Here is a 23551-nt window from a genome sequence, read left to right as displayed (position 1 = left end):
GTCTCATTAATTGAGGCTGCCCATCTGATGGATGGGCAGTTGTAACGCAATTAACGCAGTAATCACTAGTGTGATGGCCAGCAGTAAGCTCACGACTGATATGCCGCTGAGCCGGCGAACCCAGGCATCCTGTTTGTTAATCAAACTGGTGGCGATTAGCACCAAGAAGATACCGGCTAGTATGTAAAAAACGTAGGCATGGCCTAAATATAAAGCTGTTAGCCAAGGTAGATCGGCGCCAAAGGAGTTAAACATTTGTTGAAACTCAGGCACTACCATGGGTACCGGTATACAAGCCAGTGTTGCGAGTGCGAAACAAGCGACCTGCACAATACGCTGCTTGGTTCGATTGCTATGCCAATCAATACTCATCCCTTCTCCCTATACTAATTAACCTCAGTCCCCTTGGGCAATCGCCGCTCCTTTTGGCAACTGCTCGAAGGTTGTTCACCTTTGTTGATTTGGCGATATTATATACAGGTTTTTTAATAACGCCATTTATATTTCCAACTACTACCTTTTTGTATTATTTAACTCGTATTTTTGTCATTTTTTATACTTTATATAAAGGGCAGAAATAATGAGCGATTAGCAGTTGTAGCCAACCTAGGCTAAAATCGCGCGAATCCGAGTTTGCAAGGGTAAGTTATGAGCGCCAAAATATATTTTCGTACCGGCCCAACACAACGACTGCAACGCGCCTTGATCGCGCTTGGCAGCTTCCTCCATGGTCGCATTGCGCCGCAACATGCCTTGGCTACCGCAGAACGCATTTTATTAACCCCAACTCGCTTACCGGCCAAGAACTCAGAACCAGCTGCGATCAAAAAGCAGTTTGTCGACGGGCCTGAGGGAAAGATCGCGACCTATTGCTTGGGCAGCGGCCCGGTTTGGCTGCTCACGCATGGTTGGTCTGGTGCGAGTCATCAGTTTTTTCCATTAATGGAACATATTGCAAGTCGTGGCTATACAGCGCTAGCCTTCGACCACCTTGGGCATGGCGCAAGCGCAGGCAAGTATGCCCATTTGCCAGCTTTTATGCAGGCCATAGAAACAGTCGCTAAAGGACATAATATTGCCGGCTACATCGCCCACAGCATGGGCGGTGCCGCACTGCTGCAAAGTGGTATAGCCGACGCAGACGATAAGCCTGTGCTATTAATTGCACCCGTGCTGAACTATGTCGAGAATATGTACCAAACCATTGAACGCTCCGGCTATTCCTTGCGTTTATTTGAACAAGTCACTGCCAAAATCAGCCAACAGTATCAGTTTGAACTGGCAAGTATCGACCCCATTGCAAAGCTGCAAGCCCGTCAAGGCAGTACAATTATTGTCCATGATCCCGGTGATCGATTAGCCCGTTTTGAGGTCAGTGAAGCCGCTAGCCGCAATGCTAGCCATGTCACCTTGATTAAAGCTGATAAACAAGGCCATGGGCGGGTAATGAAATGCCGGGCAAGCAAGCAGGCATTTGACCAATTAGTAGACTATGCGCCTGCGCAACAAGGAGTGGTGTAGTTGGATTATCAAATTTTCTTTGACGAAGATGGTGAGCTCAATATTGAAATCGCCGACGAGCAACAAGGGTTTAAGCGTTGGCTACTAGAAGACATGCGCCAGCACGATAATATTATTCGTAGCGTGATTACTGCAATAGAAAACCAAACTGACTACCAGTACCAAAGCCGCCAATTCAAGTTTCGCTTGCAGCAGCAAGAGGCCACTTTGGCACCAGTTAGCGACGCCATGTTAAATGAAGAAGCTGAGCACCTAGGTTATCAAGCAACGAGCGATGAGTTCGGCTGTGGCGGCGAAGACTTGTTGCCATTGCTTGAAGATTGGCTCACCCATAAATGAGTGCGTTTGCCAAATTAAGCAGGCGTTTACAGACCATTTACGATATGGTGCCTGAGAACCTAGACCATATATGGGACACCTGCTGCGATCACGGTTATCTTGGTTATAAGCTATTACAGCACAATAAAGCCAGCATCCACTTTGTTGATATCTCGCCAACCATTATGCAGGCGCTTGAACAAAACCTCATTGAACATGCCCACGGCAAACCTTGGCACTGCCACACGCTAAACCTTAACGTTCTGCCTCTAGCGCAATTTAATGGCAAGCAAATGGTGATTATCGCCGGTGTTGGCGGTGAGCTCATTGCCGAGAGTATTGAATACTTATCTCGGTTTGCCATTGAGCTGATTGTTTGCCCCGTTCATCATAGCTACCTTGTTCGCCAACGCCTGAACGACTTCAACTTTGGCCTGATAAACGAAGCATTGGTTCAAGAAAACAAGCGCTTTTATGAGGTTATACATGTCTCTAACCAATCAGGCGACGCCAATCCGATAAGCCCAACGGGAGACAAGATTTGGCAACATCCTGATGCAGCGGCGTATCTTGGTAAACTATTGAACCATTATCGTCACAAACCTGAACAGACAGTGACCTACCAGGATTATCAGCTAGTGCAGTTACCACAGCATCACAAGTAAACTATCCACTTCTAGCTATTTACTACCAATCGCACCCGCAAGTGTTAAAGTTTATTAAAGCAGTAAGGATTAGTCTTAGGTTATGTGGCAACGCTGTGCTTTTATCATTCTATTAAGTGTATCGGCGTTTGCTTGGGCGAGCGAGGTCCCCAATATTCGTCGCGATCAGGTAGTAATCGACAGCGATGATAGCCAGCTACAAAACCAAGTTTTCGACGATTTAAAGCGTTACCGCAAAGCGCTACAGGCAACAGGTATCGCGCCTGATTTAAATCGTCTGGCCAGCGGTGAGCGGGAGCGAGTGATCCAGCTACTCGCCGCGCAAGGCTATTATCGCCCTAGTGTTAGTTATCGTATTGTTGAGCCGGGAAACGACGAAGCATTTATTGAATACGATATTCGCCCGGGCGCGCGATATGTTATTAATGAAATTACAGTGCAAGGACAGCAACCGCGCACAAATGACTGGCAACGAGTCAAAACGAATACTGCTCTTATCACCGAAGAAGTGCTCAGTGAGCAAACAAGATTAAATAACCAAATTGCCAGTGAGAACTGTTTTTTTACGGTCAATGTTCGCCATGAGGTGCGCTTGAATCACAACAAGCAAACGGCGACGGCTACCTATATTGTGAACGCGCAAGATCCGTCCCGCATAGGCAGGATAACCTTTGCCGATGGCGCCGGTGTGAGCAATGAATATCTGCTGCAGCAAACAGGTCTGCGCCAAGGAGCCTGCTTCCAACGCAGCGATATCGAACAGTCCGTGCTTAACCTCTATCAAACCAACCTGTTCGCCTCGATTCAACGTAAGTTGACTCGCCAAGGCGACGGTAGTGTCGATGTACACTACCAGTTTATTAAACGCTCACCACGCACCCTTAACGCATCAACTGGTTGGGACAGCACTGAATCATTTAACCTTAAGCTGGGTTGGGAGCATAGAAACTTGTTCGGCTACGCTCAGTGGTTGACACTAGAAAACGAGCTGCAGTTTTCTATGTTTGAGGGCTTTAATCTGCGTAAGTCCGTTTCCGATATTACCCTAACGTTACCAGGCTTTCAGGCAGCGCCGAATACACTGATTTTGGCAACAACCTATACCTTTGAACAGTTAGAGCAAGCACAAGACCTAGACCAAATTCATATTGTAGAAACCAGTGCAACCCTAAACCGCCAAGCATCAAGGCGTGAAACCTATCGCTACAGTATTGCCCTGCGCCGAACGGACGAGCGGATTGCAGAGGCACAGCGCACCGTCTATCAAACACTGAGGTTTCCCGCGTCGTATGTGATCGACGATAACCCGAATAATTTTAACCCTAGCAGCGGCAATCGAATCCGCTTGCAGGTGGAGCCTGTGGTCAGTATTCGCGAAGATGGCTATTCGTTCTTTCGCACTCAGTTTGGCTGGTCAAACTATCAAAGCCTAGGGCGCAGCATTGTATTTGCCACCGATAGTCGCTGGCGCAGTATTTGGACAGACGCCCAAGACAGCACAAGAATCCCAGAGTCGGATCGCTTTCGCCTTGGTGGTGGCGGCAGTATTCGGGGCTATCAGTACCAGTCAATTGGCAGTGACCAACAAGCCACTCCAGGTTTGCAATCGTTTAGGGCCACAACTGAATTGAGAGGCCGGTTCAACGATAACTGGGGCATGACCCTTTTTGCTGATGCCGGCAACATTGCCGATGCACCCAGCTTATTGTTCGACAATACTTGGTCGTATGGTGCCGGCATTGGCCTGCGTTATTTTACTGCCTTTGCGCCCATTCGAGTGGATGTTGCCGTGCCCATATCTAGTGATGAAACACTGGATCCGTATCAACTGTATATCAGCTTAGGACAAGCGTTTTAATGATTGTTCGTTGGCTAGTGATCAAATGTTTGCAACTGCTGTTGCTGTTGGTTCTGATTATAACCGCCACCTTGGGCTGGCTGAATCACAGCGAACGCGCGCGTATTCAGCTCGTGGAGCACTCAGTAGCATTAATCAATAGATTTACCGGGCAAACCATTCGCTTTAGCCATGGGCACTCTTCTCACCTAGGTCATTGGTCGTTATCTCAAATAAGTGTCACCAACGCCCAGCAGCATATTAGCATCGACCAGCTTGAGATTGATTGGCACTGGTTTGAGTTGCTCAATCAAGGGCTTGTACTCGATCAACTGCGCATCGAGCAAGTAACGATCACATCCAACGCGCCGAGCAGTGATAGCCAGTTACCTAGTTTGGTTGACATCTGGGCAAGTTTACCACGCATGCAGATTAATCAGTTTGCGGTTCAACTTAACAACTCAGGCAACCAAATAAGCCTGACTGGCTCAATTGCTACCCATCAGCCAAGTTTTGCCGGGCGCGGTAGCATCGGCGCAAGTGTCAACGAGCAGAACATTAACCTCAGTTTTCACACCCTTGATGGCGATGAGTTTTGGTTAAATATCGAGCACGAGCAGGCCAGTTTGAGTGGACATTTGCGCCCGCGCGGGGATTGGCGCCTAGCAATTGAGCAGCTAGAGGGTAGCTGGGAAAATAACCAAGGGCAGTTTTCCGGCGTACTTAGTTTGGCCGTTGGGTTGGACCAGCTGCAAATAGATGCCGGCACCCTACTGCTAAATGGCCAGCCTGCCAGCCTAAATGGCTTTATTGGCGCAGAAGACAGCGAGCTTAGAGTCGTCGCAGAGGCACTAGATTTAGCGCCGATACAGCGCTGGCTTCCCGAGCTTAGCGGCCAACTGAGCGTTAATGGTTATTTGGTCAATGGTTGGCAACAGCTAGCCTTTGACGGCTATTTGGATATTTTTGGCGAGCTCTACGAACAACCACTGGACTTTTATAGCCAAACCACCGCCAATACCAATGTAATTAGCGTCGAAACCGCACAAGCGCGCTGGGGTGAAAGCCTGGTATCGTTAAGCGGCGATTATCGAATAGCTGAGCAAACACTGAGCGCGTCGCTAGATTGGCAAAACGTATCCGACCAACAATGGCATTACTGGGTAAAAACCTGGCCTGGCGACCTAACCCTAACAACGCAAGGCGCACTAACCTGGCAAGGTAAAATTAACGACTTGACCGCCAGTGGCGGCGCCAGCGCGTTCGGCCGTTATCAGAACAGCCCAATTAAAATCAGCATTAGCGACGCCCTGCTCGACTTTAACCAGATCACGTTAAACGCTGCTACCCTGCAGTCAGATAACAACCAACTTGACTTAACTGGCAAGCTAAACTGGCGTGATGACTATGTAGAGTTTGCTGCCAATGACCTGTTGCTGGCTGACACACTGGTACGACAGTTTGTTGCCCTACCTAACGAGTTAACCTTTGCTATTGCAGGTGAGTTATCCGGCAGTGGCCCGATTACTCAGCCAGCCGTTACAGCAAAATTATCCGCCAATTCATCTGTAATGGGAGAACCGATTGCTGCAGAGCTATCTTTGTATAGCCAGGATTTACAGGCCTTTAAGCTCAACAATCTCAGTGTGCAGAACGGCAATGCCCAAGCCAGCGGGGTGTTTGAGCTCTCTCCCTTATCAGCAGAGCTGGATGTCCAGCTAAACAACTTTGGCATCAACCCCAACTTAGTCCCCAATATCGAGCAACTAAACGTTAGCCTATCCGATATATTTGCATCGGGTGACATCACGACACGTTGGCAAAACAACGAGCTAGATGCGGCCGGCTCAATTCAGCTCAGCGCACAAGTCGCCGAGCAACCGCTGCGACTCAATTGGCAAGGTTCGGGCAGCTGGCCAAGTTCAAGCCAGCATCGCATCGAGCTAAATTATTCTGGCGCGCAAGCACAGCTAGCTGCCAGCATAGACAATCGGCAACTAACCGGTGAGTTAGCCTGGCAATCGCTCAGTGCCGATCTACTGCGTGGTTTGGCAATAAACTTGCCCAAGGATATCCAAGGTGCTAGCCAGGGCACTCTGACAATTGCTGGCCCAATAGATAATCCACAACTGAGCATTGATGCAACAGCCGAGGGCATGTTGGTGAGTTTTGATACTCCATGGCTTGCCGAGCTTGAGGCCGATGCCAGTGCCAATGATTGGCAGCTTACGCAACTTTCGCTCGCCTTTGGCGAGCAAGGCGCGCTCTCGGCAACAGGAACCTACAATCACAACACGCTTGCTATCGAAAGTGAATTTCGTATTCCCGAGCTAGCCTATTGGCTGGGTGAGGAAAGCCAGCTGCAAGGCAGCCTACTTGGCGGCCTGAGTGTGCAAGGCTCACCCGCTCAACCAGAGATCAATAGTTGGTTAAACTGGCGTTCTAGCCGCTTTGATAGTCGCCTTAATAGCGCCGTGGTCACCACACAAAATCAATACCAGCTTGTTGGCGAACTACTCGATTCCAAAGGTCAGCGCATCCAATTAACCATTGCCACACCGGTACAACCATTAGCCCTCTGGGCCGATAATTGGCAACAGCACCCGTTTGAGGCAAGCCTATTTGTGCGCAGCGACTCTTCAGTGCTAGCCCCCATTTTCCGTGATCGGCCTGAACAGGATTTTCAGGGTTTGCTTGCTGCCGATCTAAATATCAACGGCACACTTGCATCACCTAGTTGGCAAGGTAGTGCGAGCATCCAAGATGGCTATTATGCCAATGCTACCTATGGCAGTGTTGTACGTGACCTTGATCTTGACTTATCTGCGCAAGGGTTAGCGGTAGAGGTTAGAGCAAATGCACGCGACGATAATGGCGGCAACCTTAGATTGAACGGTCGCATTAATTGGCCTGATCAACGGCCAGATTGGTGGCAGCCGTTTATCGATGTCCGCATGAATGCAGACGAAGCGCGCCTTGTTCGGCGCACTGATATCGACGCAACCGCGGACGGTCGCCTGCGAGTGTCTGGGTTTTGGCAAGACCTCACGATTGATGGCGACATTGATGTTGCACCACTAACCATTCGAATAGTTGAAAGCAATAACGCTGTAGCGCAGTTAAACATTGTCGAAGAAACGCAAGCGAATCAATCCGAGACGACAACAGAAGGAGACTTCGCGCCAAACGGCCAATGGCAGGTAACCGCTCGCACAGAGCAACGAGCTCAGCTTTATATGATTGGCCTAGTCGCCGAGCTTCGTGGTGAAGTTCAGGTAACTGATAGCTTGCGCACACCAGTGGTGGGCGGACAATTCTCGATTGTTCGCGGAAGCTATACAGCGTTTGGCAAAGTCTTCACAATCAACAGCGGAACGGTGCAAGTACAAGGTAATCAAATCAATCTCGACATTACAGCGCGTTACACCGGCCCAAATATCAACGTTGACCTTCGCATCACGGGTAATCAGGACCGCATCGAACTGGCGCTGTCTAGTGATGATGGCCAGCGCAGCAGCGACGAAATCCTCACTGAACTGTTATTTGGTAAACGTATTGAGGCGCTCACTCCGATTGAGGCCATAGAACTGGCAGCGGCGGTTAATAGCCTAAGATCAACTTCGCAAAATCTTGGCCTGCTTGGGGAGCTAGACTTCTTCGGTCTAGATGCCTTGCGCGTCAACCCAACATTTGGCGATGACAACCTATCAGGGTTCTCACTGCAGGCTGGCAAGTATTTAAGCAACCAAATCTATTTACAGGTTGAATCTAACACCAACTTTGGTGAAGAGTCTTCGACGACAGGATCGTTGCAGTGGCAAATCACGCCGAACTCGAACATCGAGCTGTATACTGGTGAAACATCTGGCAGTGGTGGACTTCAGTTCCAATGGCAACGAGAGTACTAGGCTAGCTGTTGTTACAACCAACCAGTCCAGTTGCCCTATATCAGCATTCCTCAGCGGGTTGTTGCTATAGTGACTAAACACCCAAAGGAGAATCGCAACAATGAGTTTTAATCAACATGCCATTGATGAGATGAATGTACTGCTGCAGTTTCCAACAGACTCGCGTATGTCGGGCATTAAAATTCACAGCGATGCACCGCCAGCAACGCGTGATGCTGCCGAGCGCTTGTTTAAACGAGGCTATATAGATGCCATTGATGGCGGTTATCTAACCGATGCCGGCTTAGAGTTTGCCGAACACGTACAAAAACTTCATTTTGCCCTAACCACTGACCTCTAAAACCTTTTGCCCGTGAGTTTGGGTCAGTCGCTGCATAATCCAGTGGCTGACTTGAAAGTTCAATCGCTGCTCATCGAGTCCAAGCTGATTAGACCAAGCCGTCAGTTTATCCCGCCAAGGTTGGTCAAAGCCTTCCATAAAACAGGCTAACGCTTGCGGTACTCGTTGCGACTCGCCCATCATTAAACCGTACAATCGTAATGGCTCTGGCGCTAACCAGGTTTCGCTCAACTCATCGAGTAGGATTTCAGGGCTTTGGCAATGAATGGTTGGCTGGGTTTGCTCGCCTAACCACAGTGAAATGGCATGTACAACAAGCGCCGATTTATCGGGAAAGTGCTTATATACCGTGGGCTTGGAAACACCACTGGCTTTAACAACTTTATCAATTGATGTGCCCTTTACTCCAAGTTCGAGCAATAAAGGCAAGGCAGCCTTGGCAATTACATCTTTTTTTGCTGGTTGCGGCATAATTTCACTTGATTCTAAAAACGATCTTGTTCAAACTTTACTAAACCGTTTAGTTAATGTCACGCCAAAAATAAAGAGGAATAAACCATGATCCGCAGCGATAAAGGTTACTTTGGCGAATTTGGTGGCCGTTATGTGCCAGAAATTCTGCTACCAGCCCTTACCGAGCTGGAAGAAATGTTTGAACAACTGCGCGACGATCCAAGCTTTTGGCAAGAATATGTGGGCCTTTGCCAAGAATTTAGCGGCCGCCCGACCCCTCTAACCCCTCTGCGCCGGTTATCGAAAGAACTAGGTGGTGCGCAAATTTGGCTCAAGCGTGAAGATCTCAACCACTCTGGCGCACACAAGGTAAACAACGTGCTTGGCCAAGGTTTATTGGTTCAACGCATGGGTAAAAAGCGCGTTATTGCCGAAACCGGTGCTGGTCAGCACGGTCTTGCAACCGCCATTATGGCAGCCCGTTTGGGCCTTCAGGCAACCATCTACATGGGTGCTGATGACATTGAGCGCCAATATTCCAATGTATTCTGGATGCGCCAGCTAGGTTCTGAAGTAGTAGGGGTTGAAACCGGCAACCGTACCTTAAAAGAAGCGTTAGACGAAGCGTTACGCGACTGGGCGGCGTCGGTGGAAGACACCCACTATGTACTGGGTACGGCCTGTGGTCCTGCGCCTTTCCCGGAACTAGTAAGCTACTTCCAAAGTGTGATTTCCATTGAAATGAAAGAACAAGCGCTGGCACAAATCGGCCGTTTACCGGACGAGGTCGTTGCCTGTGTGGGTGGTGGTTCTAATGCAATGGGCGCCTTTGGTGCATTCTTAGAAGATGAAGAAGTGAAACTAGTCGGCGTGGAAGCCGGTGGTTTAAGCCTGAAAGACGGCGAGCACTCAGTGCGCATGATGGCGAATACTGGTGAGCCAGGTATTGCGCAAGGCTATAAAACCTTGTTCTTACAAAACGACGATGGCCAGCTTGGCGATACGCACTCTATTGCAGCAGGTTTGGACTATGTTGGTGTGTCACCGATTCTGGCGCACTTATCGCAAACCGGGCGAGTAGTACCTGAAGCCGCTTCCGATAAAGAAGTCACCGAAGCATTTAGTCTGTTGATGAAAACCGAAGGTATCATCCCTGCACTCGAGAGCTCACATGGTTTAGCTGGTGGTTTTAAGCGAGCAAAAACCATGCGTCCAGACCAACACGTGATCATTAATCTAAGTGGCCGTGGTGATAAAGATATCTTCAATATTGCCAAAGCATTCCCACAGCCAGAGTGGACTGAGTTCTTGCAACGTGAAGCAGATCGCGCTCGCGAACTCGATGCGGCAAAAAAAGGAGAATAAGCAATGTTTCCCAAGCAAAATGACAAACTACAAGTAATGTCGCATGCCATTGTTGGTTTCCCGAGCCTAGATGCCAATGAGCACGCCATCGACGGTTTAGTCGCATCTGGTGTTAAAATGATTGAACTGCAAGTGCCGTTCAGTGATCCGGTAGCAGATGGCCACACCATTGCCAATGCCTGTCACGAAGCGCTTAAAACCGGGGGCTCAGTACGCGAAACCTTAAAGCTTTGTAAAACAGTCAGCAGCAAGCATCCTGACGCGACCTTTATTTTGATGAGCTACCTAAACCCATTGTATCGCTATGGATTAGAGCAGCTTTTCCGTGATGCAGCAGCCGCTGGTTTTAAAGGTATGATCATCCCGGATATGCCAGTGGAAGAGTATGAGCAATACATGCCGCTTCTTGACGAGCTAGGTTTAGCACCAATTCTCTTGGTCACACCCAATACATCGGATGAACGTGTGGCACGTATAGCCAAGAGCGCACGAGGTATGGTGTATGTGGTATCTCGTATGGGGGTGACCGGCAAACAAACTCAATGGGGTGATGACTTTAAAGCTTATGTAAAGCGCATTCGTCAACACACCGACCTGCCTCTCTCAATTGGCTTTGGTGTTCGCAGTGCCGATGACTTAAAGGACCTGACTGGGGTTGCTGAAGTTGCAGCATTTTGCTCGCGCTACATTGAATGGCAGCGCGACCTTGGCAGTGATACCGCTGCAGCAAATATGAAGCAGCTGTTGGTTGATTCTGAGCTTGCCTAACGTTCAGCTTAACTAGCAACCTGATTCGCCCATCACACCGTATCGTTAACGGTAAACTTGATGATCTGTGTGATGGGATATGAAACATTTGCTTATGCTACTTCTCCTTTCTGCGCACACTAGTGCTTGGCAAATTGTTAACGACACCGTGATGGGCGGGCGCTCGAGCAGTGGCATTGAAGCGATTGATGACTACATTCGCTTTTCTGGCTATTTATCTTTGGAAAACAATGGCGGCTTTGCCTCAGCGAGGAAGATGATACGGGTGAACGCCAATGATCCAATTAACGGTTTAGAACTTGAAGTCCGTGGCGATGGCCGACAATATCAGCTGCGTGTGCAAACCGATCAAAACATCGGGCGCGCCAGCTACGCAGCTGACTTCCCTACCACAGCAAACGAATGGACAAGCGTGACCTTACGCCCAGAGGATTTTTATCTCACCTTTCGCGGCTTAACCTTCAGCGACTACCCAACGATTGACTTTAACCGCACACAAGTGATCAGTATTTTTATTACCGACAAACAAACAGGACCGTTTCAGCTCGATTTAAAGCAAATATCAGCGCTTAATTAGACCGTCACAATGTTATCGCATGCTTCACCTCTATTGTGGAGGTGAAGCATGTTAGTCTGGTCAAACATTGAAAATAGAGTCTTTACTATAGCAATCGCAGCCATTGTGTTGGGGCAACTACTGCGTATTGATTGGATCAACACTTGGCTTTTCTACCTAATTAATACACCCGCGAGTCTGCTGCCAAGTGCATTGTTAGATGTACTAACCCTGTTAGGTGATAGTGCGACCCATGTATTATTTATCGCTTGGATTGGTGTATACAAGCCAAAAATCCTACTGCCCGCGCTTATTTTTGCCATCGTTTCGTTATTACTTACCGACCTGCTCAAAAGTTGGTTCGATGTGGCACGACCTGCCTTTGCTCTTGGATCAAATAACATCTTTATTAATGGGCCTACTTTGCTTGCGGGGGCGTTTCCTTCGGGTCACTCAATTTCTACTGCTGGCATGGCTGTGTTTTTGCTTCGCTATGTGCAAGCATCACGAGCGCTATTAGCAGTAGCTGGCGTGGTGATTGTATCGCGAGTAATGGTTGGTGCACACTGGCCAGCCGATGTCGTGGTAGGTGCAGGCATTGGCGCATTGGTCGCCTTGCTGGCCATTCGCCTAGGCGAGCAAATAAAGCTTACTAAGCAAGTGAGTTATTGGCTACCGCTTGCGATTCACTGGTTATTTATTGGCTGTAGTTTCTTAATACTCGGTGTAAGCCATGCAGAGGTAGACACTTGGTTAGCCACGAACCTTTTGATACTGATGTTAATATCGTGGGGATTGCGAAGTTTTGGTATAGATTGGCGGCTAACTATGTCAGCCGCCAAGCGATCATCATAAGTCTAAATCTACATCCGTTAACGCACCTTCGGCAGCAGAAGTTACGTTGGCAGCAAACTTAGCCAAAACGCCACGGCGGTATCTCGGTTCAGGTTTTTGCCATTGGCTTAAGCGTTGAGCTAATTCTTCATCACTAATGTGCAACTTAATTTCCATCGACTGCGCATCAATGCTGATGGTATCGCCATTTTCCACGACAGCGATAGGCCCGCCATCCATCGCTTCTGGCGTTACGTGACCAACCACAAAACCATGGCTACCACCAGAGAATCGGCCATCGGTAATCAAGGCAACGTCATTGCCTAGCCCTTTACCCATCACGGCAGAGGTAGGGCTCAGCATTTCCCGCATACCAGGGCCACCTTTTGGTCCTTCGTAGCGAATAACGATTACATCCCCTTTCACTACAGTGCCATCCAAGATGGCTGCCAGTGCTTCCTCCTCGGAATGAAATACCCGCGCACTGCCGGTAAACGCCAGCCCTTCTTTGCCCGAAATCTTTGCTACGGCACCTGTTGGAGACAAGTTACCTTTTAGCACCACGAGGTGACTGGTAGCTTTAACTGGGTTGTCAAAATCGCGAATAATTTGCTGATCGGCTGGGTAGTCTTCTACCTCTGCAAGGTTTTCGGCCAAGGTTTTCCCAGTTACCGTTAGGCAATCGCCATGCAGAAGACCTTTATTTAACAAGCGCTTCATTAGCGGCTGAATGCCACCAATTTCAATCAACTCCGACATCAAGTACTTGCCACTTGGGCGCAGGTCGGACAACACGGGCACACGCTGGCCAATCTCGGTAAAATCATCGAGCGATAGTGGCACATTGACGATGTTTGCCAAGGCTAGCATATGCAGCACGGCGTTAGTTGAACCACCTAGCGCAATGATTACCGTGATAGCATTTTCGAATGCTTTGCGGGTAAGGATATGGCTTGGGCGAATGTCTTGTTCGAGCAACATTTTCACCGCAGCACTAGCACGACGGCAATCTTCTAACTTCTCAGGCGACTCAGCTTCCATCGCCGAGCTACCAGGTAAGCTTAAGCCAAGTGCTTCAATCGCCGACGCCATGGTGTTAGCAGTGTACATGCCACCACAAGAGCCTGGACCAGGAATCGCTGTTTCTTCGATTTGCTCAACATCGATCAGGTCGTACTCGCCTTTGGCATGCTTGCCCACCGCTTCAAACACTGAAACGATATCAGTGCGGTTTTTACCTGGGCGAATGGTGCCGCCATAAACAAATACCGACGGGCGATCTAGGCGAGCCATGGCCATCACACAGCCAGGCATATTTTTATCGCAGCCGCCAATGGTGACTAGGCCATCAAACCCCTGACAACCAACAACTGTTTCAATCGAATCAGCAATCACCTCGCGTGAAACCAGCGAGTACTTCATACCAATGGTGCCATTGGCGATGCCATCAGAAATGGTAATGGTATTAAACAAAACACCTTTGGCACCTGCATTGTCGGCGCCAATCACTGCCTGATCAGCCAGGGTATTAATGTGCATGTTGCACGGCGTGACCATACTCCACAATGATGCCACGCCAATTTGGGGCTTGCTGAAGTCAGCCTTGTCAAACCCAGTCGCGCGTAGCATTGCCCTAGCAGGTGCTTGTTCAATGCCATCTACCACTTTCGACGAGAACTTGCGTTCATTTGCCATGATTCACTGCCCTTCTTTGATAAGTTGCCCAAAGCTACCTGAGTTTGACTAAAAATGACTTTGCCAATTAGTAATGGCTAGCGGTTCAGGTCACCAACAAGCTTGGCTAAGTTGGCAATCCCCTTAGACACTTCTTCCAAACCGCTTGCCACCTCAGCCACTTTATCCTGGCCTTGACTCGCCACGGACGACGCGCCCGATAGTTGCGATTCAATTTGTTCGATCAGGGCACTATTGCGCTCTACCACACCAGAAATTTCTTTCGTCGCTTCCGCTGTATTACCGGCAAGATTGCGCACCTCGTCGGCTACCACAGCAAACCCCCTACCACTCTCGCCAGCCCTTGCCGCTTCGATGGCAGCATTTAGAGCGAGCAAGTTGGTTTGTTCAGCAATGCTCTGGATTGTGCTAACAATCTTACTAATGCTTTGCGCTTGCTCGCCGAGCTGACTGCCCAGCTCGGTTGCTTGCAATACCCGCTGATTAATATCTTGCGCAGTGCGCATAGCATCTTGCAGTACGGTGGCCGCATTGTCAGTAATCTGGCGCGTTTCAACGGATGATTCGGTGGCCATCGCCGCAGCTTGTGCAGCCAACTCAATGCGTGGCGTAATATTGCTGGCAAACTTTATGATCTTGTATACCTCGCCTTGAGCGTCGTAAAGCGGATTGTAAGTCGCTTCAATCCACACTTCCTCGCCCGAGGAATTAATGCGTTTAAACTTTCCACCTGAAATATCACCACTGGCGAGCTGTTGCCAAAACCTTGGATTTTCTTGATAAAACTCTGGTGTACAAAACATCCGGTGATGTTTTCCTTGGATCTCCTGCAGACGATAGCCAACCGTCTGTAAAAAGTTTTCGTTGGCGCGAATGATCGTTCCGTCCGGCTCAAATTCAATCACTGCCATCGAGCGGTTAAGGGCTTCATATATTGCTTTTGCTTCAGTGCCATCTGGGTCTGGCAGTTGATCGACCACATTGGCTAAATAGAAGGTTTGATCCGCCAGAGATAATTGACTGACAATGACTTCCCTTGCCGCACCCAGCGAAAGTCTATCGCTAGTACCCAGTGAGGATTTTATTTTCTCAATGTCTGAAGATGCCAGCACTGATGTACCTGTGTGCAAGGTCTGCCCAGCATGGTCGAATACATAAATGGGTTGATGGCGCACTAGCCCTTTAAAAAAATCTGGTATACTTGGCGCTGCTTCAATGTTGTCTACTACCTTGCGACGAAATAGGTTAACCATGGCATATCCTCATACAAGTCTTGAGCAAGTTTAGACAGCAGTCTGATTTAAAGCCAAACCATATATAATCATTAACTAAGGGTAATCATTAACATTCCCATGACGTCTCACTGCCCTGTTTGCCGCAGCACTAACACCCATTTGTTTCAACGCATATCAAATAAGGATTACTTGCGCTGCCAGAACTGTATGGCCACTTTCCTGGCGCCAGAGAGCCTGCCGACGAGCGACGAAGAGTTAAGTGAGTATCAGCAACATAACAACGATACTCAGTCTGCTGGCTACCGCAAATTTCTTGCTAAGCTTGCTGAGCCACTGCATAGCACGCTTAGGCCTCACTCAAGCGGCCTCGATTATGGCTGTGGCCCGGGCCCATTGCTGGCAAAAATGATGTCTGAGCTTGGCCATCAAGTCGCGCTATACGACCCGTTTTTTCATCCCGATGCCAGCGTGCTTAATGAGCGCTATGACTTTATTACTTGCACTGAAGTAGCTGAGCACTTCCACCAGCCCGCACAAGAATTTGCCAAATTAGATCAACTGCTAAAGCCCGGTGCTTGGCTCGCCATTATGACCTGCTGGCAAACAGATGATGCTAAGTTTGCTAACTGGCACTATCGGCGCGACCCCACCCATGTAGTGTTCTATAAGCAGGAAACCTTGCAGTTTTTAGCTAAAAGATATGGTTGGTTCATGCACACACCAGCGAAAGATGTTGCTTTGATGCAAAAGCGCTAGCCCCTCAACTGCTGTCAAAATGAATTTTTATAGAAATATTGATCTAGACAAGTTAGCTCAATAATCAAACACTCTGCTCTGTGTTGCTTGCTTGCTGCCTTAGACCAAGTTCAAGGGCGCAAAGCCCGTCATAATTCTGTGTAAAACTCGTCATCTGTTCGACACACCAAGTTGTCACCTTTACCGCAAATCCAGACGAATTGGGTAAGGCTCATGACAACCGTGGTATCCCTTGAAAATGTTAGCAAGCAGTTTGGCAATAAGTTTGCCTTGCGTGGTATCGACCTAACCGTTGAACACGGCCAGCTCACCGCACTGCTTGGCCCTTCGGGCTCAGGAAAATCAACATTATTACGCCATTTATCAGGGCTAACTTGCGCCAGCAAAGCACACCCTAACCGCATTGAGGTAATGGGCAAGCTAGTGCAGCAAAACGGCAAACTCAGCCGCGAGATTCGCCAAGTGCGCGCCCACACTGGTTATATTTTTCAGCAGTTCAATCTCGTAAACCGCTTAGACGTACTCACCAATGTGTTAATCGGTGCCCTGCATCACACACCAAAGTGGCGCACCCTAACCGGCAACTTCACCCTAGTGCAAAAACAAGAGGCACTGGCTGCCTTAGCACGTGTGGGCATGGCTGACTTTGCTCGCCAACGGGTAGGTACGCTATCTGGCGGACAGCAGCAACGCGTCGCCATCGCCCGCTCACTGATGCAAAAGGCCAAGATTATCTTAGCCGATGAGCCGATTGCATCACTCGACCCCGAGTCGTCTAAAACCGTGATGACGCTGCTTAGCGAAATCAGCGAAGAATTTCAGATTCCTGTGATCGTGACCCTACACCAAGTGGACTACGCCAAACAGTATTGCCAAGAAATTGTTGGCTTGCGCCAAGGTGAAGTCTTCTATCAGGGCAGCTCACAGGGCCTCACCGAACAAGTGCTTTCACGCTTATACAGCGCCGAGAACACACCAGAAAAAACAAGTTTCATTCCCGACCCTCGCCTTCAGGCATCTTTTTCCTAATAAACGGAGTCCACTATGATTGGCACACTAAAAAAAATAGGCCTTGGCCTTTCGTTATCTTTTGCAACAGCATCTGTTGTGGCAATGGATGAGTTGAACTTTGGCATTATTTCAACTGAGTCTCAGCAAAATCTAAGCACCATCTGGCAGCCTTTCTTGGATGAAATGAGCGATCAGCTAGGCATGGAAATCAATGCTTATTTTGCCCCTGACTACGCTGGCATCATCCAAGGCATGCGCTTTGATAAGGTAGACGTCGCTTGGTTTGGCAACAAATCAGCCATGGAAGCGGTCGACCGTGCAGGTGGTGAAATTTTTGCCCAAACCGTAGACCTAAACGGCAACCCTGGTTACTGGTCAGTTTTGGTTACTCACAAAGACAGCGACCTCTATGATCTGCAAGATGTCATCGACAATCGCCAAGAGCTGGCATTCGGTAATGGTGATCCAAACTCAACTTCGGGCTTCTTGGTGCCGTCGTACTATGTTTTCGCCCAGAACGACATCAAAGCCACTGATTTTAAACGCGCCGTCAACGCAAGCCACGAAGTGAACTTGTTTGCCGTGGTCAACAAACAAGTGGATGTAGCCACGAATAACACCGAAAGTCTGCGCCGCTTCCAAGAAAGCAACCCGGAGCGTTACGAAAATCTACGCGAAATCTGGCGCTCACCGCTGATCCCTTCTGATCCAATTGTTTGGCGCAAAAACCTGCCTGAATCGGTTAAGAGCGAGCTATATAACTTCTTTATGCAGTTCGGCCAATCAGGTGATCCGAAAGAGCTAGAAGTGTTGGCCAATCTAGATTGGGCACCGTTTAAGCCTTCTAGCGATCTTCAGCTTCTTCCTATCCGCCAACTTGAGCTATTCAAGCAACGCACTGTGTTGATGAACAAAGAGTCACTGAGCAATAGCGACCGTGAAGAGCTGGCATCCATCAATAACCAGCTTGCCGAGCTGAACCGCTTAATGGCGGCTCTAGAGCAATAATTCTAAATCATGAGGGCAGCCAAGCTGCCCTCGTTTGGAGAATGTTATGAACCACTCTATTGAGTTAACCCCAACGCGCTGGCAAATGGCCGCTAAATGGCTAGGCCTATTTGTGCTAGCGCTTGTACTGGCCTGGGCTTGGCAAGGGGCGGAAATGAACCCTTGGATGCTGGTTAAAGACGCTGAAAACATGGCGGTACTGGCCGGTGACTTCTTCCCACCGGATTTTGGCAACTTGCAGCTCTACTTAAAAGAAACCGTCATTACCATTCAAATTGCCATCTGGGGCACCTTGTTGGCCGTTGTATTGTCTGTGCCATTAGGCTTCTTGTGCTCGGACAATTTGGTACCAGTATGGGTGTACCAACCGCTGCGCCGCCTAATGGATGCCGCCCGCGCCATCAATGAAATGGTGTTTGCCATGTTGTTTGTTGTCGCAGTAGGACTTGGCCCATTTGCCGGTGTACTGGCTTTATTTGTTCACACCACAGGTGTGTTGGCCAAACTTTTCTCGGAAGCGGTTGAGGCGATTGAACAAGGCCCAATTGATGGCGTTCGCGCAACCGGTGCATCACGATTGGAAGAGATTATTTATGGCGTTTTGCCGCAGGTTATGCCGCTTTGGGTGAGCTTTGCGCTGTATCGTTTCGAGTCTAATGTTCGCTCGGCAACCGTGGTTGGCATGGTGGGCGCAGGGGGGATTGGCGTATTGCTATGGGAAGCCATTCGCAGTTTCCAGTTCCAACAGACGGCCGCCATCATGCTGGTGATCATTGTTACCGTTAGCCTGATTGACTATGCCTCGCAGCATATTCGCAAGCGTTTCATCTAATTTTTTTGCCATCACTTGTCTAGACAGGTCAACTATGCGCAAGTACTTAGACATTGCCAACGCGCTTGAGCACGACATTCGCCAACACCACTCGCCAGGCGATTTACTTGCTAGTGAAGCCAGTATGGCCGCGCGTTTCGGCGTTAATCGACACACGATTCGCCGAGCGCTCGATGAGTTGGCATTTTCTGGCTTAATTGATCGCCAGCAAGGGCGTGGTACGCGTGTGCGCAGTACACCCTATGTTTACCCGCTGCATCGAAAAGCCAAGTTCACCGATAACCTTCTTGAGCAAGGCAGCTTGCCAAGTGCCAAGGTCATTAGTCGACGAATGATTCCTGCAACCAAAAAGTTAGCGGAAATATTGGCGATCGATGAAGAAAGCCAAGTCATGCATATGGTGACATTGCGCAAGGTAAATGGCACGCCACTTACCCTAATTGACCACTATTTGCCAGTTAGCCAATGGTGGCCAGCGCTTAAACACTTCGCTCATGGCTCACTGCATAAGTTCATCGCCGAGCAATACCAAGTGGTCTTGCAACGCCAAGAAACGAAGGTAAGCGCCAAGCTACCCAAGCGCCAATGCTGCGAGCAACTCGGCGTTTGTTCGCGCACCCCACTACTCGTTTTAAAAACCATCAATGTCATACCAAGCACGGGGCAAGTCGCTGAATATTCAAGAGCCCACACCAGATCAGACTTGGTTGAGATTCAATTGGAGCATTAATGAATACAGAAGATCGACAAGCATGGCTGTCCACGCTAGCGCACAGCCAGCCGCAGCAACTTGCTCAGTACTGGCAACAGCTCAATCTAACGACTGAGTACGAAGTACTGCGCCAGCCAGAAAGTGGCCTTGCACAAGTTCGTGGGCGCATGGGCGGCTCTGGCAACGCCTTTAATATCGGTGATGCCACAATGACTCGCGCTGTCATCCGCTTGCCAAGCGGCGAAATGGGTGTCGGTTACGTTTTAGGGCGCGACCACGACCATTGTTTACGCATTGCCTTACTTGATGCGCTGCTGCAAACCCAGCACCACGACAACATCCAGCAAGCGGTGATTAAGCCGTTAGCCAGTGCGCGCCAAACAAATCTAGCTCAGGCACGTGCACGCACACAGGCCACTAAGGTTGATTTCTTTACGCTGGTACGAGGAGAAAGTGAATGAACCACATCACCGCAAGTTTCAGTGACCCAGTCCATAGCGCTCAGCAGAGTTTTCGCACGCTTTTAACCGCTATCGCAGAACCAGGCACTATCCATGGTTTAGATCAAGGTATGCAGTTCGCGCCCCTTGGCGCAAGTTTGACGGCAGCCACCCTAACACTTTGTGATAACACAACCTCTGTGTATCTAAGCCATGCACTCAACCAAGAATCTGTGCGCGCGAATCTCGTGTTCCATTGTGGCTGCACCCTTGTCGCTGAGCCTTACCTAGCCGATTTTGCCCTGCTGACATTGGCAGAGTTCACCAACATGCGAGAGTTCAAAATTGGTGACGAAGCTCAACCTCAGCTTAATTGCACATTCTTTGTTCAGGTAGACACCTTTGGCCAAGGTACTCACTTGCACCTGCAAGGGCCTGGCATTCAAACCACCAGGCAGCTGGCAATCGCTAAGTTAACGGATGCGCAAGTTGCCATGCTGCAAGTCAATCACCAGCAGTTTCCGCTTGGCTATGACACGTTTTTCTTCAGCAAAACCCAAGTGTGCGCCCTAGCGCGCTCTACCCAAGTTGATAAGGAGGCGGTATGTACGTCGCAGTAAAAGGGGGTGAAAAGGCCATCGATGCCGCACACGCACTGCAGGCACATAAACGGCGCGGCGATACCAACGAACCAGAGCTGGCCGTGGGGCAAATTGCCAAGCAGCTTTCTGGCGCCGTAGATCGAGTCATGTGCGAGGGGGGGGTTTACGATAAAACCCTAGCGGCACTGGCCATCAAGCAAGCCAGCGGTGATTTGGTTGAGGCAATTTTTCTCCTACGTGCTTATCGCACTACTCTACCGCGTTTAGCTAGCCTTGAACCAATCGACACCAACTCAGTAGAAATTGAACGGCGCATTTCAGCCGTGTTTAAAGATATCCCTGGCGGACAAGTCTTAGGCCCAACCTATGATTACAGCCACCGCTTGTTAGACTTCTCACTGCTTAGTCCAAGTGAACAAACCGAGCTTAAAGAAGTGCTCAGCGACGACAAACCAGAGTTCGCCAGTGTCTGTCAGATCCTAGAAAAGCTTGGTTTGTTAGTGCTTGAAGAAGACGACCAAACCCCACCTGGTGACATCACCAGTGAGCCACCAACCTTCCCAGCAAGTCGCAGTGAGCGCCTGCAACAACTTGCCCGCGGCGATGAAGGTTATTTATTAGCCCTGGGTTATTCCACCCAACGTGGTTATGGGCGCAATCACCCATTTGCCGGTGAAATTCGCCAAGGCCAAGTGACCGTCTCGGTAGTGCCAGAAGAGCTTGGCTTTGCCATTGAGATAGGCAGCATTGAAGTGACTGAGTGCCAAATGATTACTGGCTTTACCGGTGATAAAAAAAGCAAACCTAAATTTACCCGCGGTTATGGCCTGGCATTTGGCTTTAGCGAACGCAAAGCCATGGCCATGTCATTGCTCGATCGTGCCCTTATGACGCGCGTCTACAACGAGCCGGTCAGCAGCCCAGCGCAAGACGAAGAGTTTGTTCTCGCCCATAGCGACAATGTTGAAGCAGCGGGTTTTGTTTCCCACCTTAAATTACCGCACTACGTCGATTTTCAAAGTGAACTGGCGTTAATTCGCCAGCTGCAAGCTGAATTTCAGGAGGCCTGTCATGACTGATCAAGCCTATAACTATGCTTATTTAGATGAACAAACCAAACGCATGCTGCGCCGCAGTATTCTCAAGGCCGTTGCCATTCCTGGCTTTCAAATTCCATTTGCCAGCCGCGAGATGCCAATGCCATATGGCTGGGGAACCGGAGGCATGCAAGTCACGTGCGCTGTCATTGGCAAGCAAGACACCCTAAAAGTCATCGACCAAGGGGCCGACGATACCACTAACGCGGTATCCATTCGCAAGTTCTTTCAAACCCTAGCACAAGCCAAGACCACCGAAGTCACGAGTGAAGCCAGTATTATTCAAACCCGCCACCGCATCCCCGAGTCACCACTGCAGGCTGGGCAGATACTGGTGTATCAAGTACCCATTCCAGAACCGTTGCGCTTTATTGAGCCACGTGAAACCGAAACAAGACTAATGCATGCGCTGCAAGAATACGGTGTGATGCATGTGAAGCTCTATGAAGATATTGCCCGCTATGGCCATATTGCCACGGCCTACGCCTACCCAGTGAAGGTCAATGCGCACTACATCATGGACCCCTCACCAATTCCAAAATTCGACAACCCTAAAATGCATCAAAGCCCAGCTTTGCAGTTGTTTGGTGCCGGTCGAGAAAAGCGTATCTATGCGATTCCACCCTATACCCAGGTAAGCAGCTTAGATTTCGAAGATCACCCATTTGAAGTGCAATCCTGGGATGAGCCGTGCGCCATTTGTGGTGCACAAGATAGTTTCTTAGATGAAGTCGTGCTCGATGATCGAGGCACACGCCAATTCATCTGTTCAGATACCGATTACTGCCGCCAGCAACAGGAGGCGAACCGTGACTGATCAAGCCTTATTGCAAGTTAAGCAAATCAGCAAGTTGTATCAGCCAAACAAAGGCTGCCAAAACATTAGCTTCGACCTATACCCAGGTGAAGTTTTAGGCATCGTGGGTGAGTCTGGTTCGGGCAAATCAACCCTATTGCGCGTGATATCTGGTCGTGAGCAACCCGACGTAGGAGAGGTGCTCTACCGTGATCGCAACCAGCAAGTGCACTCTTTATTTCAAGTGAGTGAGTCTAAACGCCGCCATTTGCTGCGCAGCGAACTTGGGGTAGTGCACCAGCATCCATTGGATGGCTTGCGCCCTCGCGTTAGTGCAGGCGGCAACATTGGTGAGCGCCTTATGGCAGTCGGCAGCCGCCACTATGGTGATATTAGAGCTCGGGCAAGCCAATGGCTAGCAGACGTTGAAATTGATATCGACCGCATTGATGACACGCCGCTCACCTACTCAGGGGGCATGCAGCAACGCTTGCAAATTGCCCGCAACCTCGTCACCGAACCGAGCTTAATTTTTATGGACGAGCCAACCGGTGGTTTGGATGTATCTGTACAAGCTAAGTTGCTCGATTTGATGCGCCGCTTAGTGCAAGAGCTTAACCTTGCGGTCATTATCGTCACGCATGATCTAGGTGTAGCTCGCCTACTGGCAGACCGCTTAGTCGTGATGAAAAACAGTGAGATTGTCGAAACGGGCTTAACCGACCAAGTGCTCGACGACCCTCAACATGCCTACACACAGCTTCTTGTGTCGTCGGTTCTGCAACAGTGAACAGGAGACGGA

Annotated in this window: 23 protein-coding genes and 2 pseudogenes; 20 read left to right on the top strand and 5 right to left on the bottom strand. The window is 49.4% G+C overall.

The features are described from left to right. Positions 1-6 precede the first annotated feature (6 nt). Positions 7-372, bottom strand: coding sequence for a hypothetical protein (locus DUW71_RS06965; RefSeq protein WP_119394529.1), 366 nt, complete (start codon positions 370-372; stop codon positions 7-9). A 276-nt stretch (positions 373-648) separates the two neighbouring features. Here DUW71_RS06965 and DUW71_RS06960 point away from each other — a divergent pair, with 276 nt between their 5' ends. The 6 genes from DUW71_RS06960 (at position 649) to DUW71_RS06935 (ending at position 8589) form a co-directional block, all read left to right on the top strand. Then, on the top strand, positions 649-1521 hold the full coding sequence (locus DUW71_RS06960; RefSeq protein WP_119394528.1) for an alpha/beta hydrolase: 873 nt from the start codon (positions 649-651) through the stop codon (positions 1519-1521). Further along, positions 1522-1860, top strand: coding sequence for a YacL family protein (locus DUW71_RS06955; protein ID WP_119394527.1), 339 nt, complete (start codon positions 1522-1524; stop codon positions 1858-1860). Next, positions 1857-2504: a tRNA (adenine(22)-N(1))-methyltransferase gene (locus tag DUW71_RS06950; RefSeq protein ID WP_119394526.1), complete on the top strand. Its 648-nt coding sequence runs from the start codon at positions 1857-1859 to the stop codon at positions 2502-2504. Before DUW71_RS06955 ends, DUW71_RS06950 begins: the two co-directional genes overlap by 4 nt. Before the next feature lie 82 nt (positions 2505-2586). Next, positions 2587-4362: an autotransporter assembly complex protein TamA gene (locus DUW71_RS06945; protein ID WP_119394525.1), complete on the top strand. Its 1776-nt coding sequence runs from the start codon at positions 2587-2589 to the stop codon at positions 4360-4362. Continuing rightward, positions 4362-8249, top strand: coding sequence for a translocation/assembly module TamB domain-containing protein (locus DUW71_RS06940; RefSeq protein WP_119394524.1), 3888 nt, complete (start codon positions 4362-4364; stop codon positions 8247-8249). Before DUW71_RS06945 ends, DUW71_RS06940 begins: the two co-directional genes overlap by 1 nt. 100 nt (positions 8250-8349) lie before the next feature. Continuing rightward, on the top strand, positions 8350-8589 hold the full coding sequence (locus DUW71_RS06935) for a TIGR02647 family protein (protein WP_119394523.1): 240 nt from the start codon (positions 8350-8352) through the stop codon (positions 8587-8589). Here DUW71_RS06935 and DUW71_RS06930 read toward each other — a convergent pair. After that, positions 8572-9060 carry a TetR/AcrR family transcriptional regulator gene (locus DUW71_RS06930; protein WP_119394522.1) on the bottom strand — a complete coding sequence of 163 codons (489 nt, stop codon included), beginning with the start codon at positions 9058-9060 and terminating at the stop codon, positions 8572-8574. The genes DUW71_RS06935 and DUW71_RS06930 overlap by 18 nt on opposite strands. Before the next feature lie 87 nt (positions 9061-9147). On the opposite strand from DUW71_RS06930, the gene trpB reads away from it, so the two are divergent. The 4 genes from trpB to DUW71_RS06910 all read left to right on the top strand — a co-directional run bounded on the left by trpB (position 9148) and on the right by DUW71_RS06910 (position 12586). After that, entirely contained in the window at positions 9148-10407 is a 1260-nt protein-coding gene (trpB, locus tag DUW71_RS06925; RefSeq protein WP_119394521.1) for a tryptophan synthase subunit beta, read from the top strand. 3 nt (positions 10408-10410) lie between these two features. Next, complete coding sequence (trpA, locus tag DUW71_RS06920; RefSeq protein WP_119394520.1) at positions 10411-11175, top strand: tryptophan synthase subunit alpha; 765 nt, start codon at positions 10411-10413, stop codon at positions 11173-11175. Between the two features lie 79 nt (positions 11176-11254). Further along, the gene (locus DUW71_RS06915; RefSeq protein WP_119394519.1) at positions 11255-11752 is read left to right on the top strand and encodes a CIA30 family protein; all 498 of its coding nucleotides are present in this window, start codon (positions 11255-11257) and stop codon (positions 11750-11752) included. Between the two features lie 48 nt (positions 11753-11800). Beyond that, the gene (locus DUW71_RS06910; protein WP_119394518.1) at positions 11801-12586 is read left to right on the top strand and encodes a phosphatase PAP2 family protein; all 786 of its coding nucleotides are present in this window, start codon (positions 11801-11803) and stop codon (positions 12584-12586) included. On the opposite strand, the gene ilvD is transcribed toward DUW71_RS06910, so the two are convergent. From ilvD to DUW71_RS18060, 3 genes and pseudogenes are all read right to left on the bottom strand, one after another. After that, positions 12581-14260 (bottom strand): dihydroxy-acid dehydratase, encoded by a 1680-nt coding sequence (gene ilvD / locus DUW71_RS06905; protein ID WP_119394517.1) that lies wholly within the window; start codon positions 14258-14260, stop codon positions 12581-12583. The genes DUW71_RS06910 and ilvD overlap by 6 nt on opposite strands. 77 nt (positions 14261-14337) lie before the next feature. Continuing rightward, positions 14338-14718: pseudogene (locus DUW71_RS18065) on the bottom strand (methyl-accepting chemotaxis protein); the annotation flags it as partial. Between the two features lie 144 nt (positions 14719-14862). Continuing rightward, positions 14863-15513, bottom strand: a pseudogene (locus DUW71_RS18060) (PAS domain-containing protein); the annotation flags it as partial. A gap of 189 nt (positions 15514-15702) precedes the next feature. Between DUW71_RS18060 and DUW71_RS06895 the strand changes: the two are divergent. From DUW71_RS06895 to phnK, 10 genes are all read left to right on the top strand, one after another. Continuing rightward, a complete protein-coding gene (locus DUW71_RS06895; RefSeq protein ID WP_233546066.1) occupies positions 15703-16251 on the top strand; it encodes a class I SAM-dependent methyltransferase in 549 nt (182 codons plus the stop codon). A 213-nt stretch (positions 16252-16464) separates the two neighbouring features. Further along, positions 16465-17280: a phosphonate ABC transporter ATP-binding protein gene (gene phnC, locus DUW71_RS06890; RefSeq protein ID WP_119394514.1), complete on the top strand. Its 816-nt coding sequence runs from the start codon at positions 16465-16467 to the stop codon at positions 17278-17280. Positions 17281-17295: 15 nt separating this feature from the next. Continuing rightward, on the top strand, positions 17296-18270 hold the full coding sequence (phnD, locus tag DUW71_RS06885; protein ID WP_119394513.1) for a phosphonate ABC transporter substrate-binding protein: 975 nt from the start codon (positions 17296-17298) through the stop codon (positions 18268-18270). A gap of 46 nt (positions 18271-18316) precedes the next feature. Beyond that, complete coding sequence (phnE, locus tag DUW71_RS06880) at positions 18317-19102, top strand: phosphonate ABC transporter, permease protein PhnE (RefSeq protein WP_119394512.1); 786 nt, start codon at positions 18317-18319, stop codon at positions 19100-19102. A 34-nt stretch (positions 19103-19136) separates the two neighbouring features. After that, the gene (gene phnF / locus DUW71_RS06875) at positions 19137-19832 is read left to right on the top strand and encodes a phosphonate metabolism transcriptional regulator PhnF (protein WP_119394511.1); all 696 of its coding nucleotides are present in this window, start codon (positions 19137-19139) and stop codon (positions 19830-19832) included. Continuing rightward, entirely contained in the window at positions 19832-20275 is a 444-nt protein-coding gene (gene phnG / locus DUW71_RS06870) for a phosphonate C-P lyase system protein PhnG (RefSeq protein ID WP_119394510.1), read from the top strand. The genes phnF and phnG overlap by 1 nt, the downstream gene beginning before the upstream one ends. Further along, positions 20272-20874: a phosphonate C-P lyase system protein PhnH gene (gene phnH, locus DUW71_RS06865; RefSeq protein WP_119394509.1), complete on the top strand. Its 603-nt coding sequence runs from the start codon at positions 20272-20274 to the stop codon at positions 20872-20874. Before phnG ends, phnH begins: the two co-directional genes overlap by 4 nt. After that, entirely contained in the window at positions 20859-21935 is a 1077-nt protein-coding gene (locus DUW71_RS06860; RefSeq protein ID WP_119394508.1) for a carbon-phosphorus lyase complex subunit PhnI, read from the top strand. Before phnH ends, DUW71_RS06860 begins: the two co-directional genes overlap by 16 nt. Further along, the gene (locus DUW71_RS06855; protein WP_119394507.1) at positions 21928-22770 is read left to right on the top strand and encodes an alpha-D-ribose 1-methylphosphonate 5-phosphate C-P-lyase PhnJ; all 843 of its coding nucleotides are present in this window, start codon (positions 21928-21930) and stop codon (positions 22768-22770) included. Before DUW71_RS06860 ends, DUW71_RS06855 begins: the two co-directional genes overlap by 8 nt. Further along, complete coding sequence (phnK, locus tag DUW71_RS06850; RefSeq protein ID WP_233546064.1) at positions 22763-23539, top strand: phosphonate C-P lyase system protein PhnK; 777 nt, start codon at positions 22763-22765, stop codon at positions 23537-23539. The genes DUW71_RS06855 and phnK overlap by 8 nt, the downstream gene beginning before the upstream one ends. Positions 23540-23551 lie beyond the last annotated feature (12 nt).

The sequence above is a fragment of the Salinibius halmophilus genome (genome assembly GCF_003577475.1).
GTDB lineage: Bacteria > Pseudomonadota > Gammaproteobacteria > Pseudomonadales > Natronospirillaceae > Salinibius > Salinibius halmophilus.
Note: the sequence above shows the minus strand (reverse complement) of the source record. Positions and strands in the feature narration are given on the sequence as shown.

Bases quoted from the DNA above. Each gene is read 5' to 3' on its own strand.
- DUW71_RS06965 (WP_119394529.1), bottom strand. From the start codon at position 372: ATGAGTATTGATTGGCATAGCAATCGAACCAAGCAGCGTATTGTGCAG.
- DUW71_RS06915 (WP_119394519.1), top strand. From the start codon at position 11,255: ATGAAACATTTGCTTATGCTACTTCTCCTTTCTGCGCACACTAGTGCT.
- phnE (WP_119394512.1), top strand. From the start codon at position 18,317: ATGAACCACTCTATTGAGTTAACCCCAACGCGCTGGCAAATGGCCGCT.
- trpB (WP_119394521.1), top strand. From the start codon at position 9,148: ATGATCCGCAGCGATAAAGGTTACTTTGGCGAATTTGGTGGCCGTTAT.
- DUW71_RS06950 (WP_119394526.1), top strand. From the start codon at position 1,857: ATGAGTGCGTTTGCCAAATTAAGCAGGCGTTTACAGACCATTTACGAT.
- phnF (WP_119394511.1), top strand. From the start codon at position 19,137: ATGCGCAAGTACTTAGACATTGCCAACGCGCTTGAGCACGACATTCGC.
- phnD (WP_119394513.1), top strand. From the start codon at position 17,296: ATGATTGGCACACTAAAAAAAATAGGCCTTGGCCTTTCGTTATCTTTT.
- DUW71_RS06945 (WP_119394525.1), top strand. From the start codon at position 2,587: ATGTGGCAACGCTGTGCTTTTATCATTCTATTAAGTGTATCGGCGTTT.
- ilvD (WP_119394517.1), bottom strand. From the start codon at position 14,260: ATGGCAAATGAACGCAAGTTCTCGTCGAAAGTGGTAGATGGCATTGAA.
- phnC (WP_119394514.1), top strand. From the start codon at position 16,465: ATGACAACCGTGGTATCCCTTGAAAATGTTAGCAAGCAGTTTGGCAAT.
- DUW71_RS06860 (WP_119394508.1), top strand. From the start codon at position 20,859: ATGTACGTCGCAGTAAAAGGGGGTGAAAAGGCCATCGATGCCGCACAC.
- DUW71_RS06910 (WP_119394518.1), top strand. From the start codon at position 11,801: ATGTTAGTCTGGTCAAACATTGAAAATAGAGTCTTTACTATAGCAATC.
- DUW71_RS06895 (WP_233546066.1), top strand. From the start codon at position 15,703: ATGGCCACTTTCCTGGCGCCAGAGAGCCTGCCGACGAGCGACGAAGAG.
- DUW71_RS06930 (WP_119394522.1), bottom strand. From the start codon at position 9,060: ATGCCGCAACCAGCAAAAAAAGATGTAATTGCCAAGGCTGCCTTGCCT.
- DUW71_RS06960 (WP_119394528.1), top strand. From the start codon at position 649: ATGAGCGCCAAAATATATTTTCGTACCGGCCCAACACAACGACTGCAA.
- trpA (WP_119394520.1), top strand. From the start codon at position 10,411: ATGTTTCCCAAGCAAAATGACAAACTACAAGTAATGTCGCATGCCATT.
- DUW71_RS06940 (WP_119394524.1), top strand. From the start codon at position 4,362: ATGATTGTTCGTTGGCTAGTGATCAAATGTTTGCAACTGCTGTTGCTG.
- phnG (WP_119394510.1), top strand. From the start codon at position 19,832: ATGAATACAGAAGATCGACAAGCATGGCTGTCCACGCTAGCGCACAGC.
- DUW71_RS06935 (WP_119394523.1), top strand. From the start codon at position 8,350: ATGAGTTTTAATCAACATGCCATTGATGAGATGAATGTACTGCTGCAG.
- phnH (WP_119394509.1), top strand. From the start codon at position 20,272: ATGAACCACATCACCGCAAGTTTCAGTGACCCAGTCCATAGCGCTCAG.
- DUW71_RS06855 (WP_119394507.1), top strand. From the start codon at position 21,928: ATGACTGATCAAGCCTATAACTATGCTTATTTAGATGAACAAACCAAA.